18 protein-coding genes are annotated in these 17760 nt (G+C 34.9%); 6 read left to right on the top strand and 12 right to left on the bottom strand.

Annotation, left to right across the window (positions count from 1 at the left end):
- Window positions 1–49 precede the first annotated feature (49 nt).
- Together WFZ85_RS08115 and WFZ85_RS08110 are read right to left on the bottom strand one after the other, a co-directional pair.
- Entirely contained in the window at window positions 50–424 is a 375-nt protein-coding gene (locus WFZ85_RS08115; protein ID WP_342695786.1) for a DUF3127 domain-containing protein, read from the bottom strand.
- A gap of 2 nt (window positions 425–426) precedes the next feature.
- Window positions 427–1302 (bottom strand): flavin reductase family protein, encoded by an 876-nt coding sequence (locus WFZ85_RS08110; RefSeq protein WP_342695785.1) that lies wholly within the window; start codon window positions 1300–1302, stop codon window positions 427–429.
- Between the two features lie 100 nt (window positions 1303–1402).
- Between WFZ85_RS08110 and WFZ85_RS08105 the strand changes: the two genes are divergently transcribed.
- A complete protein-coding gene (locus WFZ85_RS08105; RefSeq protein WP_342695784.1) occupies window positions 1403–2551 on the top strand; it encodes a sensor histidine kinase in 1149 nt (382 codons plus the stop codon).
- 29 nt (window positions 2552–2580) lie between these two features.
- On the opposite strand, the gene WFZ85_RS08100 is transcribed toward WFZ85_RS08105, so the two are convergent.
- Together WFZ85_RS08100 and greA are read right to left on the bottom strand one after the other, a co-directional pair.
- Window positions 2581–2970, bottom strand: a complete 390-nt coding sequence (locus tag WFZ85_RS08100) for an HIT family protein (protein WP_342695783.1) — start codon at window positions 2968–2970, stop codon at window positions 2581–2583.
- A gap of 42 nt (window positions 2971–3012) precedes the next feature.
- Window positions 3013–3489, bottom strand: a complete 477-nt coding sequence (greA, locus tag WFZ85_RS08095; RefSeq protein WP_342695782.1) for a transcription elongation factor GreA — start codon at window positions 3487–3489, stop codon at window positions 3013–3015.
- 162 nt (window positions 3490–3651) lie between these two features.
- Here greA and WFZ85_RS08090 point away from each other — a divergent pair, with 162 nt between their 5' ends.
- Entirely contained in the window at window positions 3652–4077 is a 426-nt protein-coding gene (locus WFZ85_RS08090; RefSeq protein ID WP_342695781.1) for a Rieske (2Fe-2S) protein, read from the top strand.
- A gap of 50 nt (window positions 4078–4127) precedes the next feature.
- Here WFZ85_RS08090 and WFZ85_RS08085 read toward each other — a convergent pair whose 3' ends face one another.
- Window positions 4128–6320: a TonB-dependent receptor gene (locus tag WFZ85_RS08085; protein WP_342695780.1), complete on the bottom strand. Its 2193-nt coding sequence runs from the start codon at window positions 6318–6320 to the stop codon at window positions 4128–4130.
- A gap of 727 nt (window positions 6321–7047) precedes the next feature.
- On the opposite strand from WFZ85_RS08085, the gene WFZ85_RS08080 reads away from it, so the two are divergent.
- Window positions 7048–7773, top strand: a complete 726-nt coding sequence (locus tag WFZ85_RS08080) for a DUF6261 family protein (protein WP_342695779.1) — start codon at window positions 7048–7050, stop codon at window positions 7771–7773.
- A 36-nt stretch (window positions 7774–7809) separates the two neighbouring features.
- Here WFZ85_RS08080 and arfB read toward each other — a convergent pair whose 3' ends face one another.
- From arfB to WFZ85_RS08055, 5 genes are read right to left on the bottom strand one after another with little or no spacing between them, the layout of a single operon-like run.
- The gene (arfB, locus tag WFZ85_RS08075; RefSeq protein WP_342695778.1) at window positions 7810–8211 is read right to left on the bottom strand and encodes an alternative ribosome rescue aminoacyl-tRNA hydrolase ArfB; all 402 of its coding nucleotides are present in this window, start codon (window positions 8209–8211) and stop codon (window positions 7810–7812) included.
- Window positions 8201–9802 carry a DUF4301 family protein gene (locus WFZ85_RS08070; RefSeq protein ID WP_342695777.1) on the bottom strand — a complete coding sequence of 534 codons (1602 nt, stop codon included), beginning with the start codon at window positions 9800–9802 and terminating at the stop codon, window positions 8201–8203. The genes arfB and WFZ85_RS08070 overlap by 11 nt, the downstream gene beginning before the upstream one ends.
- Window positions 9769–10386, bottom strand: coding sequence for a nicotinamide riboside transporter PnuC (gene pnuC, locus WFZ85_RS08065; protein ID WP_342695776.1), 618 nt, complete (start codon window positions 10384–10386; stop codon window positions 9769–9771). The genes WFZ85_RS08070 and pnuC overlap by 34 nt, the downstream gene beginning before the upstream one ends.
- The gene (locus WFZ85_RS08060; RefSeq protein ID WP_342695775.1) at window positions 10386–11099 is read right to left on the bottom strand and encodes a phosphoglycerol geranylgeranyltransferase; all 714 of its coding nucleotides are present in this window, start codon (window positions 11097–11099) and stop codon (window positions 10386–10388) included. The genes pnuC and WFZ85_RS08060 overlap by 1 nt, the downstream gene beginning before the upstream one ends.
- 1 nt (window position 11100) lies before the next feature.
- A complete protein-coding gene (locus WFZ85_RS08055; RefSeq protein WP_342695774.1) occupies window positions 11101–11742 on the bottom strand; it encodes a 4'-phosphopantetheinyl transferase family protein in 642 nt (213 codons plus the stop codon).
- Between the two features lie 136 nt (window positions 11743–11878).
- On the opposite strand from WFZ85_RS08055, the gene ahcY reads away from it, so the two are divergent.
- Entirely contained in the window at window positions 11879–13195 is a 1317-nt protein-coding gene (ahcY, locus tag WFZ85_RS08050; RefSeq protein ID WP_342695773.1) for an adenosylhomocysteinase, read from the top strand.
- 127 nt (window positions 13196–13322) lie between these two features.
- Here ahcY and rpmA read toward each other — a convergent pair whose 3' ends face one another.
- Window positions 13323–13583, bottom strand: a complete 261-nt coding sequence (gene rpmA, locus WFZ85_RS08045) for a 50S ribosomal protein L27 (protein WP_342695772.1) — start codon at window positions 13581–13583, stop codon at window positions 13323–13325.
- A 23-nt stretch (window positions 13584–13606) separates the two neighbouring features.
- Entirely contained in the window at window positions 13607–14038 is a 432-nt protein-coding gene (gene rplU / locus WFZ85_RS08040) for a 50S ribosomal protein L21 (protein WP_342695771.1), read from the bottom strand.
- A 233-nt stretch (window positions 14039–14271) separates the two neighbouring features.
- Here rplU and WFZ85_RS08035 point away from each other — a divergent pair, with 233 nt between their 5' ends.
- Window positions 14272–15597, top strand: a complete 1326-nt coding sequence (locus tag WFZ85_RS08035) for a M16 family metallopeptidase (protein WP_342695770.1) — start codon at window positions 14272–14274, stop codon at window positions 15595–15597.
- 12 nt (window positions 15598–15609) lie between these two features.
- Entirely contained in the window at window positions 15610–17739 is a 2130-nt protein-coding gene (locus WFZ85_RS08030) for a M16 family metallopeptidase (protein WP_342695769.1), read from the top strand.
- Window positions 17740–17760: the final 21 nt, after the last annotated feature.

Genomic DNA, 17760 nt, shown 5'->3' with positions numbered 1-17760 from the left:
CAAGTGCTACGCTCAAACTTCCGACTTATATCTTCTGACTTATATCTTTTTAAAAAGGTAAATCGTCGTGTTCTTCTTCTTTAAAATCAGTTGCTGGAGCAAAAGCTTCAGCTGGTGGCATTGGAGGCATGGCTGCATTTGGCAATTCTGCTTGCAGCTTCTCAATTCTCCAACCTTGAATATCATTAAAATATTTTGTTTCACCTTGTGGACTAAGCCATTCTCTTCCTCTTAAGTTGATAGACACTTTAACTGCTTCACCAACATTGTAATTGTTTAACATATCACATTTATCTTGCACAAAATTAATGCTGATAAACTGTGGATATTGCTCTTCTGTCGCTACCACTAATTCTCTTTTTCTAAAGCTAGCACTAACTTGTTGCTCTGCATTAATCACTTTAATTTTTCCGGTTACTTCCATAATTATTGTTTTGCTAAAAGTACTTTCCAAGCCGAAAGTACGTCGTTATTGTTCAAATATTCTTTTGCTTTTTCGTGTATTTTTTGCTCGTCATCGGAACTTAAAACACCCTTAACCGCAAAATTTTGTTTTACAAATATAGTAATTTCTTCTTGTGTTGGCAATGCTTCTATATTCCCTAATTTACCTAAATCATTGCCGTCAAAAACAGCACTTTTTTTGATAAAATCAGGAATAGCATCTACTCCAATTCCTAGTGTTACCAATGGTTTTTCGACTTCAAACAACCCTTGATTGGAACGTGAATACCAATTGCCACCAAGTCGTGCAACCAAATCAATCTTGTGTTGGTCAATCATATTTTTTTCGTCCAACACTTTTTCGCTAATATGAATTTTTACCACTTCACATATAACTAAATTTCCTGCACCACCTTGATTTCCTAGAGCAATTATCTCATTCACTTTGCACTCAAACTGCACTGGACTTTCAGCCACACGATAGGGTTTTATCATGTCCGAAGGTAACATGGTCAATCCCGATTTTATAAACTCATTCACACCATCAGGATATTCAGTGCTAGAAAGCGACATTTGCTGCACAATGTCATAATTCACCACATTAATTACTACTTCTCTAGTAGCTTCACAGTTTTCTAGTGTATGTTTGGTTGTATTATTTCTCACGCGTCGTGCAGGCGAAAAAACCAAGATTGGCGGATTGGCACTAAAAACATTAAAGAAACTAAAAGGCGACAAATTGGGCTTGCCATTTTTATCAATAGTACTAGCAAAAGCTATTGGTCTTGGCGCAACCGCACTTTGCAAATAGCCTTGTAATTGCGCTGGTGATAGCGTATGTGGTTCGAAACTGAGCATCTTGTTTATTGTTTTTACAAAAATACACCGTTTTAAAATTACTATTATAGAGTTGAGATAAAACTTTACAACTTTTGTTATATTTATAAAAATTTTCTAAATGCAGTTTTCCGAAAAAAGAAATATTACCCGTTGGATTATCATCATGGCTTCGTTTGTCATTGTAAGTTTGATTTTGTGGAATACTTATACTTTTTTTCAAATTTTCAAGAATGAAGAACGTGTCAAAATGGAACTTTGGGCAGAAAGTTTAAAAACTTTTAATAATGCCAATCCAGAAACAGATGATATTGCATTACCACTGAAAATAATGAGTAATAACAAAACCATACCCATTATCTTAACGGAAAAGGGAGAAATTATAAATCACACTAATATTGATGAAAATATTTCTAATGACAAAGCCAAACTTAAAGATTATTTAGAAATTTTAAAAAAAGAAAATAATCCAATTATCATAGAGTCTAATCCAGGCAAATTTTGGTATCTATATTATGGAAATTCATCATTGCTTAACAAATTGAAATATTACCCTATTGCCTTATTATTAATTATCTTTTTGTTTGGAGCTTTAGTCTATAATTTCTACAAAACCACAAAAATGGCTACCCAAAACAAGCTTTGGGCCGGAATGGCAAAAGAAACTGCTCATCAAATTGGCACGCCTTTATCTTCTTTAATCGGTTGGCTCGAAATCATGAAAGCCGATAATGTAGATGAAACCACTATTACCGAAATTGAAAAAGACATCAACCGATTGCAAAAAATCACCGATAGATTTTCAAAAATTGGTTCTGAGCCTATTCTAGAAAAAAGGGATATAATTGAAGAAACGCAACAGTCATTCGACTATTTACAATCGCGATTTTCTAGCCAAGTGACTTTTTCATTTAAAGCGCCTAAAAATCCTATCCTAGTTTCTTTAAACCCAGCGTTACACAGTTGGACAATAGAAAATTTAGTTAAAAACGCCATCGATGCCATGAAAGGAAGAGGGAAACTGACCTTAATAATTGAAGATGATGATAAATTGGTCAATATTTTAGTAGCAGACTCAGGAAAAGGAATTCCAAAAAGTCAATTCAATCAAATTTTTGAACCTGGTTTTACTACAAAGAAACGCGGTTGGGGTTTAGGATTATCGTTAACAAAAAGAATTGTAGAAGAATACCACAAAGGGAAAATAAAAGTTTTGAATTCTGAAATTGATAAAGGAACAACGATGCAAGTCAGTTTCAAAAAGGCATAAAAAAATCTCGTTGTTCACGAGATTTAATTTTATAAATGTTGCTGAATAGCTTTTGCTAAATCCTCAAACTCTTCTTTGGTTAAAGCAATTTTTCGTTGAAAACGCATATCATCCATATCGTGTAATGGAATTAAATGCACATGAGTATGTGGCACTTCCAAACCTACCACAGCAACGCCTATTCTTTTACAAGGAACCGTTTTTTCTAATGCAATAGCTACTTCTCTTGAAAATTTCATCAATCCCAAATAAAGTGCTTCCTCCATGTCAAAAATCTTGTTAATTTCTTGTTTCGGGATACAAAGAGTATGTCCTTTTGCATTTGGATTTACGTCCAAGAAAGCCAGATAATCTTCGGTCTCAGCAATTTTATAACAGGGAATTTCTCCGCTGGCTATTTTAGAAAATATTGAACTCATAAAAAATTGATTACTTAAAACTGACTACTGAACACTCTATGTTTAGTCTCTAGAAATTTCTAAAATCTCGAAATTCAATTTCCCGTTAGGAACGCTAATTTCTGCAATTTCTCCCACTCTTTTCCCTAAAAGGCCTTTGCCAATTGGTGAACTTACAGATATTTTCCCTGTTTTTAAATCGGCCTCACTTTCTGCAACTAAAGTATATTTTAATTCCATTCCGTTCGCTTGATTTTTAATTTTTACATTCGACAAAACCAATGCTTTAGAAACGTCTAATTGCGACTCGTCAATCAAACGAGCGTTGGAATATACTTCCTCTAATTTAGCAATTCTCATTTCTAGCATGCCTTGTGCTTCTTTAGCAGCATCATATTCTGCATTTTCAGATAAATCCCCTTTATCTCTTGCCTCAGCAATGGCTTGAGAAGCTTTTGGTCTTTCTATGCTTTTTAATTGGTCTAATTCTTCTCTCAATTTCTTTAATCCTTCTGCGGTGTAATACGATATTGTACTCATAATTTCATTATTTATATAAATAGAAAAAATCCCATAGCAACGGGATTTCTTTTTACAAAGATACTCTTTTTTTAAACTATTTCAATTTTGTTCCCTATAAGTAAGGTTTTTCAAAGTTAATTAATTTAAATTTGTTACACTATTGAATTTAAAAAAAAATATATGAAACAAATTTTGTTTTTACTACTGATTATCCCTTTTGCTTTTAGTTGTGACGGCGGAAATATTAATAACAACAATCCAAATATTCCGAACTTTCCAGTCAATCTGCAAATAAACTTAAATCTTCCTGCCAATAGCAACTTACAATTTCCTGGAAATCGAATTATAGATTTTTCGCAAGGCGCGCGAGGTATTGTAGTTTTTAATACCGGAAGTGGTTTTGTTGCTTATGATTTAGCTTGCCCAAATATTGCTTTCGACTTGTGTACAACCCCAATGACGATTCCACCTGGAGCTATTGATGCCACTTGCGACTGTGATGATACTGTTTACAGTTTATACTCAGGACAAAGTGCTGGACAACCTTATCCCATGAGACAATATCGCGTTATTCTAAACGGAACTGTTTTAAGTGTTACCAATTAAAAAACGCCTTTACTGCACAAGTGGCTTTAAAGGCGTTTTCTTCTTACTTCCTAAAACCGCAACGTAGCTCCAGCCAAGAAATTAATTCCGGCTTGAGGATAAAATCCTGCACCTTCAAATGTGGTTATATTTCCTAAACTGTCTGTATCATCAAAGGTGTAGAAAAAGCCGTTAGACTCATATTCTACATTGAAAATATTATTGATTAGTGCTGAAAAAACGATTGATTTCAGCCCTTTATTGATATTCCATTGGTAAGTAAAATTTAAATCATTGACAAAAAAAGCATCTAGAACAGAGTTTTGCGAATCGATATTACCCATAAACTGCTCGCCTACATATTTTGAAAATAAGGAAACCTGAACCGTTTTTGAAGGTTGATAGGTAAATCTATTTCCAAAAATAACACTTGGCGAAAAGGCAATATCGGTATTTCCTAAATTTTGTAAAACACCATCTCGCTGGAAATTAAAGTCTCTGTTTCTGTTTTGGCTTAACGTTATGTTAGGATTAAGCGCTAACTTGTTTGTGAGTGTAATCAACGACTCGATTTCTAAACCCAAACGGTAACTGCTTCCACTATTGGTAAAAATTGGCGAACCTACATCGTTCAGCGCACCCGTTAAAACCAATTGGTCTCTATAATTCATGTAAAATGCATTGGCAGTAAAATTTACTTTCTTAGAATTGTATTTCCATCCAAGTTCATAATCCAACAATCGCTCTGGTCTTGTACTCCCGTTTTCATAATCATCGCGGCGTGGTTCTTTATTGGCAACACCAAAAAATCCGTAAAACGAATTTTTCTCATTGAGTTGATAATTTAAACCCATTTTTGGATTAAAGAATAAAAACCTATCGTTTACATCGTCAAATCGGAAACTCGTAGCTTCATAAAAAACCATTCGGTATTGTAAATCGGCAAAAACATTTACTTTACCTACTTGTTGCGATGCTTTGGCATAAAAATTCACATCGTCTTTATTCCCAATGTTATCATAATACCTGTTTTCATCGGGCGTATAAAATTGTGTCCAAACTACTTCGCCAAAATGGTCACCCAGGTAACGATTTGCCGCGCCACCAATTAAAATATCGGTGTCGGGCGTTCTATAATTTAAAGAAAAAGTAGCCCCAAAAAAATCATTATCGAGCCATCTTTTTCGAACTAAATCAGCAATTGAATTGCCATTAAAATCGGGTAAGTTATAATCGGCTAATGTTTCATCTTCGCGGTATTGTTCAAAATAACCTTTCCCGATGGTGTAATGCAAGGCCGCGTTTGAAATCCATTTTTCGGACCATTTTTCAGACCAATGCAACTGAAAATGATTTTGGGTATAATTATCAGTTTCATCATCATAGAATTGTGTGTTGCCAAATTCATCAGTATACATTCCTGCAATATTATAGGTTCGGTCGTTTTCTAGTTTTTCTGGATCTTCAAGACCATACCATGCTTGATAGGTTTTTTCTGTTCCGCCAAAAGCAAAGAATTTAATTTGTCGTTTTTCGGTGATATAATTGGCATTAAAAAAGTAGCCCGTCATGTTAGTTGAAGCCCTATCAATAAAACCATCGGAAGCAATGTTAGACAAGCGCGCATTCATTTCAAAGTTGTTGTGCAACCCTGTGCCAAAGGACAACGTATGTTTTCGCGTACCAAAACTTCCGGCCGAATTGGCAATTTCGGCATAGGCTTTTTCCTGAAACGATTTAGTTTGCATGTTTAAACTCGCGCCAAAAGCACCAGCACCATTGGTAGAAGTTCCAACACCGCGTTGCAATTGCACACTTTCGAGCGAGGAAGCAAAATCGGGTAAGTTCACAAAAAATGTGCCCTGACTTTCGCTGTCGTTAAACGGAATTCCGTTTAACGTTACGTTAATCCTTGAACCGTCAGAGCCACGAACGCGCAGATAGGTATAGCCCACTCCGTTTCCCGCATCGGTTGTGGAGACTACCGAGGGTAAAAAATTTAAAAGTACTGGGATGTCTTGACCCAGATTTCGCGGTGCAATTTCTTCTTTAGAATAATTGGTAAATGTAATTGGGTTTTTGCCTTTGGCTCTAACCGAGGATACCGTTACTTCATTGAGCGCATTGACTTTGGTAGTGTCTTGTGGCTTTTCTTGCGCTGTTGAGAGAAAAGAAAATAGAGAAAAGAAAATAGAACAAGAGATTGTTCTGGTTTTTGTGCTTCGCACTTCGTACTTCGTACTTTTTTTAAATAATAATTCCATTCGTAAAATAAATTATACGAATAAAAAGAGGTAATTATTCTTTGGTTAAAAAATAAAAAATGTTTGTTTCCTGTGACAAAGTCAGCGTGCACTCTGTTTTGTCACTTTTCCCTAAACAGCATTACCTGTTCTAGGTTCATTGGGTATAATCTCAGCCCTTAGTAGAGCACCCCTTTTGAGACGAGGCAAATATAAGAAAGTATTAAGATTGTAGTATTAAGTAGTAAGACTTTTTTTGTATTGCCATTAATTTTTGCCATTGCTATTGAAATTTACAACTCAGGCTTTCTTCGGTTTTGTTTTGTTTCAGAGAGGTTGCGTTTGGCTTTGATTATTGGCATTACCAAGGATGGCTGAGCAGGAATTTGTTTTCGATACAATAAAAAAAACAGTGAAAAAACTGCAGGAAGCTTCCGTAGTGCTCCGCAAGGCTCTCGCAGTTCTGTTTGGGGCTTTCGTAGCACTCCGCAAGGCTCTTGCAGTTCTGTTTGGGGCTTCCGTAGCACTCCGCAAGGCTCTCGCAGTTCTGTTTGGGGCTTCCGTAGCACTCCGAAAGGCTCTCGCAGTTCTGTTTGGGGCTTCCGTAGCACTCCGCAAGGCTCTCGCAGTTCTGTTTGGGCATTTCGGAGGAGTGTACTCGGTTTTGACACTTTTTTTTTACTTTTTATTTTGATAAATAATTATTCTTCTGTAACTTAGCTTTTAATAATTCTAAAATCTACTTGTTATGAACGAAGTTAATTCCTTTGCAGTTACAAAATTAAACAATGGCGATTTTTATCAATTTATTGAAAATAGCGTAAACATTGTACAAACCGAACCTCTCGCCGCTGGTATTATCGCAAAGCTAGCAGCAGAACGCCCGATATTGTTAGATTCATTTAAAAAAGAAACGCTTACCGAGGATACTAAGCAAATTGTTTTGTTGGACGAACGTCGTGATCGCGCGTTTACAAAATTGAGATGGATAGTAACTGGTTATACTTTTGATGATGAGAACGTAGGATTTTCGGCGGCAGCTAATAAATTAATGACTTTTATAGACCAGCATGGTGGCGGACAACTCATTCGTTTTAATTATAACAAAGAAACCGCCAGCATTAGCAGTCTTGTGCTCGATGTTCGTAATCATGCTAGTGATGAGTTGGCTACATTACAATTAGCTCCTACGCTAGATTATTTGGAAACAAACAACAACAAGTTTAAAGAATTCTATGCCACTCGAAACGATGCAGCGGCGGAATTGACCGATGTGCCTCCGTTTTACAAATTGCGCAAAGAAGCAACGGCAAATTATAAAAGAATGACAAACGACCTTGAAAGTTTGCAGCGTTTTGTGCCACCTGCCGATAGTCAAAAAATTACAGAGGTAATCACGCGTTTGAATGTAGAAATTGATAAATTTAAATTGCTAGTGCCAAAAACACCTCCGCCAACTCCACCAACACCTTAAATAACAAAGCATCCGTAAAAGGATGCTTTTTTTATGCTATAAATCAGGCTTTCTTCGGTTTTGTTTTATTTCAGAGAGGTTGCGTTTGGCTTTGATTCGCTTCTCGATAACTGAACGTGGGATTTTGGTTGGTTTTCTTTTTTTGGGTACAATTAAAGCATTTTGTATTAATTTTAAAAAACGTTTGGTCACTATTTCTTTATTGCGCAGCTGGCTTCTGTCTTCGTCGCAATTTAAAATTAGCATAGCATCAGCTGTTAATTTAGTAGCTAGTTTGTGGCTAAGTAATTCGATTTCTTCCTCTGAGAAGGCTTTAGAAGTATTTAAATTAAATGTCAGCACTACTTTTGACGAAACTTTGTTCACGTTTTGTCCGCCAGCACCTGAACTTCTTACGGCTTTAAATTGTAACTCCGAAAGTAGTATATCAGTTTTCATATTGTGGTTGATGGGCCGGTTTTAATAAATCGTTGACCGTTTTCACGGGATTAAAAGTAACTAAGGGTACTTCAACAAAAACGGTAATCCATTTTGCCATCGCGCCGTTCCATAAACCGGGCAATTCATAGGCTTTTAATTCTTTCCCTTTGTTGTTTTTATGAACAATAAATCCGGTACTGTTATCAACAAATTGCAGTAAATCAAACTTTTCGCCTCTGTAATTATTGATGCCACAAACTAAATCTACGGGATTAAAATGTGTGGCTTTTGATAAAATCTTCGCTTGTGCCGGGTTGTTTATATCAACTTGAGAACTTTCTACTATTTGTAACGAAATAGTTCCTTTGCCGCTTTTCACCCAAAAAGGTCCGCCGCCAGGTTCGCCTTCATTTTTTACCATTCCACAAACACGAATTGGTCTGTTTAATTTCTGTTTTATGAACTCAATCTGGTTTTCAAGGGTAAATTTAAAGAAATCTTCATCAATAATGATATTCAACTCTTGGGTCATAAAGTTGAAAATAGCTTTAATAGTAGTACTGTCTACTTTTTGATTATCAATGGCAAAAAGGATATCGAAAATTTTATCCTGCAATTCAATTAATAAACCACCCAATGCTTTTTTATACAAAGTAGTTTGCTCAATATGATTTTGAATGATGTTATCTATGTTTTTAATAAAAACGATATCGGCAGTAAGACCGTTTAAGTTATTTATTAGTGCGCCATGCCCGCCAGGACGAAAAACTAGTTCATTTTTTTCGTTGCGAAAGGGCTTATTTTGCATAGTAACCGCTATGGTATCGGTGCTTTTGTCTTGATAAGAATATCTAATGTGGAGTTTAATATTGGCTTTGTTTTCAACTTGCTCTTTTACGTCGTCCACAATTTTGTGAAACAATTCTTCATGGTTTTCTGAAATGGTGAAATGCAAATGAGATACCGCATTAGAGGAAGCATAGTAGGCACATTCGTTTAAATGTTCCTCAACCGGTGTGGCAATATGCGTGTCATATTTATGAAAATTCAATACTCCTTTTGGTTTATTGGCAAAATCAAAATAGTCAGCAGCCAGCATGGTTTTGATAAAATGATAGCTTTTCTCGTGGCTTTCTAAGGAGTAATAGTTGTCGACAATTTGTTTTACTTGTGATTTAACTTCCTCAAAAAAGGGAAACTTTTCAATTCCTGCCAAAAAAACGGGAAGATTTTTATCTTTTTTTCTATTGATGTAGGCATTGATGGTTTCGGTTTCGGGAGAAAACTCGATTAAGAATTCATTCAGGAATTTAAACATTCTCGTGGCAGCTCCAGAAGCAGGGACAAACTTTTTAAGTCTAAAATTTGATTTTTTGGCGTCAAATAAATTAGCAAATTGTTGAAAATCATCTTTGCTGAGTTTTCGAATACCATCATTAATAGTCGCTGGTTTTTCGAGATAAATGTTTGGTATTCCGTTTTGAAATAACAACAACTCTCCCTCTATTTTATCGAGTGAAATGCCGTGGGCTTCAATTTGTTTAAAATCAGCTTCGGTAAATCCATATTTTTTTGCTAAATTATCTTTTCTTGTAAAATTCTCTTCCATTCTAAATAGCCATAAACGGCAATAATTGTAAAAATTAAATATTGTATACTGGTAAAAGTATACCCTTTGGCAAAATACATTGGGATGGAAATTAAATCACCTATTATCCATAAAATCCAATTCTCGATTTTCCGCTTTGCCATTAGCCACATTCCCACAAAGAAAATTCCTGTAACTAGAATATCCAAATAAGATGTCCAATGGGTAAATTTATCAAAAAATGTGTAAACAGCTACTACAAAAACAATAGTTGCAATAAAAATGACTGGTGCTGTTTTCTTTTCTGACAAAGTCATCACCGAAATGGGAAATTGAACTACCGCTTCTTTCTTTCGTGTCCAATGATACCATCCATAAATACTCATGATGACATAGTAAAAATTGATCATCATGTCACCAAGCAAAGACCATTTCCAAAGCAAATAAACATAAATGGCCGTGTTGATAATTCCTGTTGGGAAAACCAAAATGTTGTTTTTTTTAGCAAACCAAACACTTAGCAAACCAAAAAAAATAGCTGTTAGCTCTAATGTAATTTCATAGCTGGGGTAGTTTTTATACTGAGCAAAAAGGAGATCGAACATTAGTCAAAAAAGTTAGGGTAATTTTCAAATGCTGTTCCTATAACAACCATTGTTGCGCCTGCATTGAAGGCATCATCTATAGCTTTTCTCGACCGAATGCCGCCACCAACAATCAAAGGAATTGAAATTCTTTTCGCAACGTTTGAAATCATTTCTAAAGGAACGGCATTTATTGCACCACTTCCTGCTTCGAGATAAATAAGTTTGTTGCCAATTAATTCTCCTGCTTTGGCTGTTTGAGAAACAAAATCGTGATTGCGTCTGTCTAAAGGTTTGGTTCTGCTTACTCGCTCCACAGCGGTTTCACTGCCACTTTCTATTAAAATATATCCAGTTGAAATGATTTCTAAATTGGTTTTTTCTAAAACAGGAACCGACTTAATTTGATGCTCAATCAAATAATCCGGATTTCGTCCTGAGAGCAATTGTAAAAATAAAATTCCGTCTGCTTCTGCGGAAATTTGGTTTGAATTTCCTGGGAAAAGTAAAATTGGCAATGGGCTATTTCGCTTTATAATCCTTATTAAATCGCATAGATGATTTCCATTAAAAGAACTTCCACCAACGAAAATATGTGTGGCTGGCGATTGATTTATTTTTGAAGCTACTTCTTTTGTTTGTTCCAAATCTAACTTGTCTGGATCAAGAAGAATGGCTAGCAGTTTTTTATTCTGATATACAGCTGAAAGTAGGTTTTGATAAATGTCTTTCATGTTATTTTTTACCTGAATTGGAATTAAAAGCGCAAACAAAAATATACTCTTCGAAGAAATCAAAAAGAATATCAAAGTGTGATACGGTGTTGTTAAATCGCAATTCTGCCTTGCACTTTTTATCTTGTAATAAAAAATCGTGTTCAAAAATATGTTCAGGAAAGCTAATCCCTTTTTCGTTTTTGATTTTAAAAATTGCTTCTTTTATTCCCCAAACTACTGTTGCCTTCTGAATTTTATCTTCATAGGATAAACTTTCAAGATGAGCGATATCCATAAAACGCGGTGCAATTTTTAGTGTTTTTTCTTTTTTGATTTCTAAATCAATGCCAAGCACTACCTCGCTGACTGCTATCGCAGAAAAATCGTGAGAATGGGAAATAGAGATGTGCTTACCATCTTTCAAATGTGGTTTTCCAAACTCGTCATAATATAAATCAAAATCCGAATATCCAGCTTCCATCAATAATCTTCTTACACTCAAAAACCCTTTTTGATGACTTTCTGATTTCATTCCTTCCAACCTTATTAGCGAATTATCGTTTAGTTGAACACTATCAAACAACTCATTGTAAGTTTCCGTGATTTTCCATACAAAAATCGTGGTGAACACGTTGATATTACTTTTTCGGAATAATGGCATGAGTATAATTAAATTATCTAATTGTAATTCAGAAAATTAAGCAAGTGAACAAATAATAAAAAAACAGAAAACACTTTTTTAATTCTAAGCTATGTTGTAAATTTGGACGCAATTTAAAAACAAATATACATAATAGATGAGTACACAAACATTACCTTTTGTAGCTTACAAAGTTAAAGACATTAACTTGGCGGCGTGGGGAAGAAAAGAAATTGAGTTAGCAGAAGCAGAAATGCCAGGATTAATGGCACTTCGTGCAGAATATGGCGCGAGCCAACCATTAAAAGGAGCGCGTATTGCAGGTTGTCTTCACATGACAATTCAAACTGCGGTTCTTATAGAAACATTAATTGCCCTTGGAGCAGAGGTTACATGGTCTTCTTGTAATATTTTCTCTACCCAAGATCAAGCTGCTGCCGCAATTGCTGCTGCAGGAATTCAAGTTTATGCTTGGAAAGGTTTGGACGAAGAATCTTTTGATTGGTGTATAGAGCAAACGTTGTTCTTTGGTGAAGATAGAAAACCTTTAAACATGATTTTGGATGATGGTGGTGATTTAACCAATATGGTTTTTGATCGTTACCCAGAGTTAATTCCAGGAATCAAAGGATTGTCAGAAGAAACTACAACAGGTGTTCATCGTTTATATGAAAGAATGAAAAACGGCACATTATACATGCCAGCTATCAACGTTAATGATTCAGTTACTAAATCTAAATTTGACAACAAATACGGTTGTAAAGAATCAGCAGTTGATGCGGTTCGTCGTGCTACCGATGTTATGTTGGCAGGAAAAAGAGTAGTTGTTTGTGGATATGGTGATGTTGGAAAAGGAACTGCGGCTTCTTTCCGTGGTGCTGGTTCTATTGTTACGGTTACAGAAATTGACCCAATTTGTGCTTTACAAGCTGCCATGGACGGTTTTGAAGTAAAAAGATTAAATACTGTTATCGCAACTGCAGATATTATCATTACTACAACTGGTAACAAAGACATTGTTTTGGGTAGTCATTTTGAACAAATGAAAGACAAAACTATCGTTTGTAATATTGGTCACTTTGATAACGAAATTGATATGGCATGGTTGAACAAAAACCACGGTGCGTCTAAAGTAGAAATCAAACCACAAGTTGATAAATATACTATTAACGGAAAAGATATTCTTATCCTTGCTGAAGGTCGTTTAGTCAACTTAGGTTGTGCAACTGGTCACCCAAGTTTTGTAATGAGTAACTCCTTTACTAACCAAACTTTAGCTCAAATCGAATTGTGGACTAATTGTGCGGCTTATAAAAATGAAGTTTACATGTTACCTAAACATTTAGATGAAAAAGTAGCTGCATTGCATCTTGAAAAATTGGGTGTTGAATTAGAAACGTTGAGAGACGATCAAGCAGCATATATTGGTGTTGAAGTTCAAGGACCATTCAAACCAGAATATTACAGATATTAGTATTAAGATTAAGGTACTAAGTATTAAGACTAAAACCCTTGCTAGATTGTGAGGGTTTTTTGTTTGCAGAAATGAAAAAACCCGTTTACTGAGGTAAACGGGTTTTGAATTTAAACGAGCGTACTATTTATGCTTCGAATGGAATAATAGAAACAAATGATTTGTTATCTTTTTTCTTTTGGAACTTTACAACTCCATCTACTTTTGCATGCAAAGTGTGATCTTTACTGATGTAAACATTTTCACCTGGATTGTGCTTAGAACCTCTTTGTCTAACAATGATATTACCAGCAATTGCAGCTTGACCACCATAAATCTTTACGCCTAAACGTTTCGATTCTGATTCTCTACCATTTTTAGAACTACCGACACCTTTCTTGTGAGCCATGACGTATAAGTTTTATATTGTTATTAATCTTGTGTATCTTCTTTTTTAGCCTTTGGAGCTTTTTTTGCTTTTTGTGCTTCTTCAGCAACATCAGTAGCATCAGCTTCAACAACTGCTTTTTTTGGTGCAGCTTTTTTAGCGCCTGTAGCAGAAATACCTTCAATCACAATTTGTGTTAAAGATTGTCTGTGTCCATTTCTTTTTTTGTAACCTTTTCTTCTTTTCTTTTTGAAGACGATTACCTTATCTCCTTTTAAGTGCTGTAACACTTTGGCTTCTACTGAAGCACCTTCTATAGCTGGGGCGCCTAAAGTAATGTTTCCATTATCGTCTACTAAAAGAACTTTATCAAAAGAAACTTTTGAACCTTCTTCATTAGCCAAACGGTGAACATAAACCTTTAAGTCTTTGCTTACTTTAAATTGTTGCCCTGCTATCTCTACGATTGCGTACATAACAATACTATTTAGTTAATTATTAAATCCCGACTTTTCGGGTTGCAAATATACTATTATTTGTTTTACACACAACTCTTTGTGAAAAAAAATTCTGTTTTGCTTTTAGAGCATAAAAATGTTAAGAAATTTTAAATTTTTAACAACCCAAACTAAATTAAAGTACTTTTGATGTAACAAATTAAATAGTTTGTTAACTAATAAATCAACTGAACAAAAAATTTAAATTTTTTATGAAAAAATCACTAATCGCTTTAAGTGCATTGCTTATGCTTGGAGGAACAGCTCATGCCCAAAAGGTTGCTTTTGAGGAGTACGATTTACCTAACGGGTTGCACGTTATCTTGCACAATGACCCATCTGCGCCGGTTGTAATAACATCCGTTATGTATCATGTAGGTGCAAAAGATGAAAATCCAGAAAGAACTGGATTTGCCCACTTTTTTGAACATTTATTATTTGAAGGAACTGAAAACATTAAACGTGGAGAATGGTTTAAAATTGTAACAGGTAATGGTGGTGTTAACAATGCCAATACTACTGATGACAGAACTTATTATTATGAAGTTTTCCCTTCAAATAATCTTGAGTTAGGATTATGGATGGAGGCAGAAAGAATGTATCACCCAGTGATTAATCAAATAGGAGTTGATACTCAAAACGAAGTGGTTAAAGAAGAAAAACGGCTACGTGTTGACAATCAACCCTATGGTCAAATTCTTGCCGAAGTAAAGAAAAATATGTTTAAAGTGCATCCATATCGCTGGGCAACTATAGGTTCTATGGATCATTTAGATGCTGCAAAACTAGAAGAATTTCAAGCTTTCTTTAAAAAGTTTTATATTCCAAACAATGCCGTTTTGGTAGTGGCAGGAGATTTTGAAAAAGCCCAAGCCAAAAAATGGATTCAAAAATATTTTGGTGCAATTCCAAAAGGAACTCCAATTACAAGACAAACCTATACCGAAGCTCCAATTACAACAACTATTAAAGCTGAATTTCAAGATCCAAACATACAATTACCAATGTTAATTTCTTCTTATAGAACTCCATCTATGAAAACGAGAGACGCTCGAGTTTTAGACATGATTTCTACCATTTTATCTGATGGCAAAAGCTCAAGATTGTACAAAAAAATTGTTGATGATAAAAAAGTAGCTTTGGAATTAGGTGCCATTAGTTTTAATCAAGAAGACTATGGAACTTATATTATTTATGGTTTACCACAAGCTCCAAACACTAGTGAAGATTTTATTAGAGAGATTGACGAGGAAATCCTAAAACTTCAAAACGAACTAATTTCTGAAAAAGAAATGCAAAAATTACAAAACAAATATGAAAACCAATTTGTGAACCAAAACTCAACTATTGAAGGGATCGCAGACAATTTAGCTACTTTTTATATGTTGTATGGTGATATAAATCTTATTAATACAGAGATAGATATTTATCGTTCTATTACCAGAGAAGAAATTAGAGATGTTGCCAAAAAATACCTCAACCCTAATCAAAGATTATTACTCGATTATATACCATCAAAAGACAAAGCTCAAAACTAAAATATATTCATTATGAAAAAATCATTAGTTATTCTATCAAGCTTGTTTTTAACTTTAACTATGCAAGCACAAAATACACCTCAGCCAAAAAAAGAGAATCCAGAAACCTTCAAAGAAAATGGATTAGAAATAAAGACTGAAAATAAACACAAAATTGCTCAACCAAAACCAGGACCAGCTCCAACAATAAAAATTGGGAAACCTCAATCGTTCAAATTAGCAAACGGATTAACTGTTTTGGTAGTAGAAAACCACAAACTTCCTAGGGTTTCTTTCAGTTTGAGCATCGATAATTTGCCATACGTAGAAGGTGATAAAAAAGGAGTTGCCGATATGACAAGTGCCATGATTGGTAGCGGAACAACCAAAATTTCAAAAGATGCTTTCAACGAAGAAGTTGACTTTTTAGGTGCAAGCATAAATTTTGGATCAAATGGCGCTACCGCTAATGCCTTGTCAAAATATTCAAAAAGAGTTTTAGAATTAATGGCTGATGGTGCATTAAACCCCAATTTTACTCAAGAAGAATTTGATAAGCAAAAAGAAAAAATGATAGAGTCGTTAAAAACCGAAGAAAAAAGTGTTGCCGCTGTTGCTGCTAGGGTTGGCGATTTCTTGACTTTTGGTAAAGACCATCCGAGTGGAGAATTTTTGAGCGAAGCTACTTTAAAAAATGTAACTTTAGAAGACGTAAAAAAGAATTATGACACTTATTTTGTTCCAGCAAATGCTTACTTGGTAATTGTTGGCGATGTAAATGCAAAAGAAACTCAAAAAACAGTTGAAAAATTATTTGGTAACTGGAAAGCAGAAAAAGCGCCAGAGGTTAGTTATTCTGAACCAAAAGATGTTGCTTACACTCAAATTAATTTTGTGGATATGCCAAACGCGGTGCAATCTGAAGTATCGGTTGGGAATTTGACCGACCTAAAAATGACTGACCCAGATTATTTTGCGGCGATTGTAGCCAACCAAATTTTAGGTGGCGATTTTAACAGCTATATAAACATGAACTTGAGAGAAGCTCACGGCTGGACTTATGGAGCAAGGTCATCGGTTTCGGGAAGCAAATACACTTCAAAATTTGAAGCAACAACCCAAGTTAGAAACATGGTAACTGACAGCACCGTTACCGAAATTTTCAAAGAATTCAAAAGATTGAGAACTGAAAAAGTTACAGACGAAATGTTGGCTAATGTAAAAGCAGGATATGTGGGAAGATTTGTAATGCAAATTGAAAAGCCACAAACAGTAGCAACCTATGCTTTGCGAAAAGAAACACAAAAATTGCCAGCCGATTTTTATGAAAACTATATCAAAAATATCAATGCAGTTACAGCAGATGATATTATGAGAGTTGCCAACAAATATTTTTTAGCAGACAACGCTAGAATTGTAATTGTTGGAAAAGCTACTGATGTTTTACCAAGTTTAGAAAAATTGAAAATACCAATTCTCTATTTTGACAAATTCGGGAATCCTACAGAAAAGCCAGCTATGAAAAAACCGGTTCCAGCGGGAGTTACGGTAAAGACGGTTTTAGATAATTATTTAAAGGCCATTGGTGGAGAAAAAGCAATTGCAAGTGTTAAAACCACAATGCTTGTAGGTTCTGCAAAAATCCCTCAAGCGCCAGCACCAATTTCAATGACACAGAAAAAAGATGCTAAAGGAAAATCATCTATGATTATTGCAATGGCAGGAATGGGCGAATTATCAAAACAAGTTATGACTGAAAAAGGAGGTTACTCTGTTGCTCAAGGTCAAAGAAAAGAAATGACGGCTGAAGAATTTGCAGAAGAAAAAGCTTCATCAGGATTATTTGACGAATTAACATTATTGAAAAAAAATGGTCTAACAGTAGACGGAATTGAGCCTTTCAACGGTAGTGACGCTTATATTGTAAAAGATGGTAAAACAACTTTATATTACGATGTTAAATCTGGTCTAAAAGTTGGCGAGAGCAAAACACTAGAGCAAGGTGACCAAAAAATGACAGTTACAACCAATTATGGTGATTATAGAGAAGTGAAAGGAATTAAATTTCCCTATTTAATTTCTATCAATCAAGGTTTTGAACTTAATTTCATTGTATCTGATGTTAAAATCAATGAAGGAGTTTCTGATGCTGATTTTCAGTAGGTAATTAACTTATATATTTTT

Origin of the sequence: Flavobacterium aureirubrum (assembly GCF_038739835.1) — a bacterium.
Taxonomy (GTDB): Bacteria; Bacteroidota; Bacteroidia; order Flavobacteriales; family Flavobacteriaceae; genus Flavobacterium; species Flavobacterium aureirubrum.
Note: the sequence above shows the minus strand (reverse complement) of the source record. Positions and strands in the feature narration are given on the sequence as shown.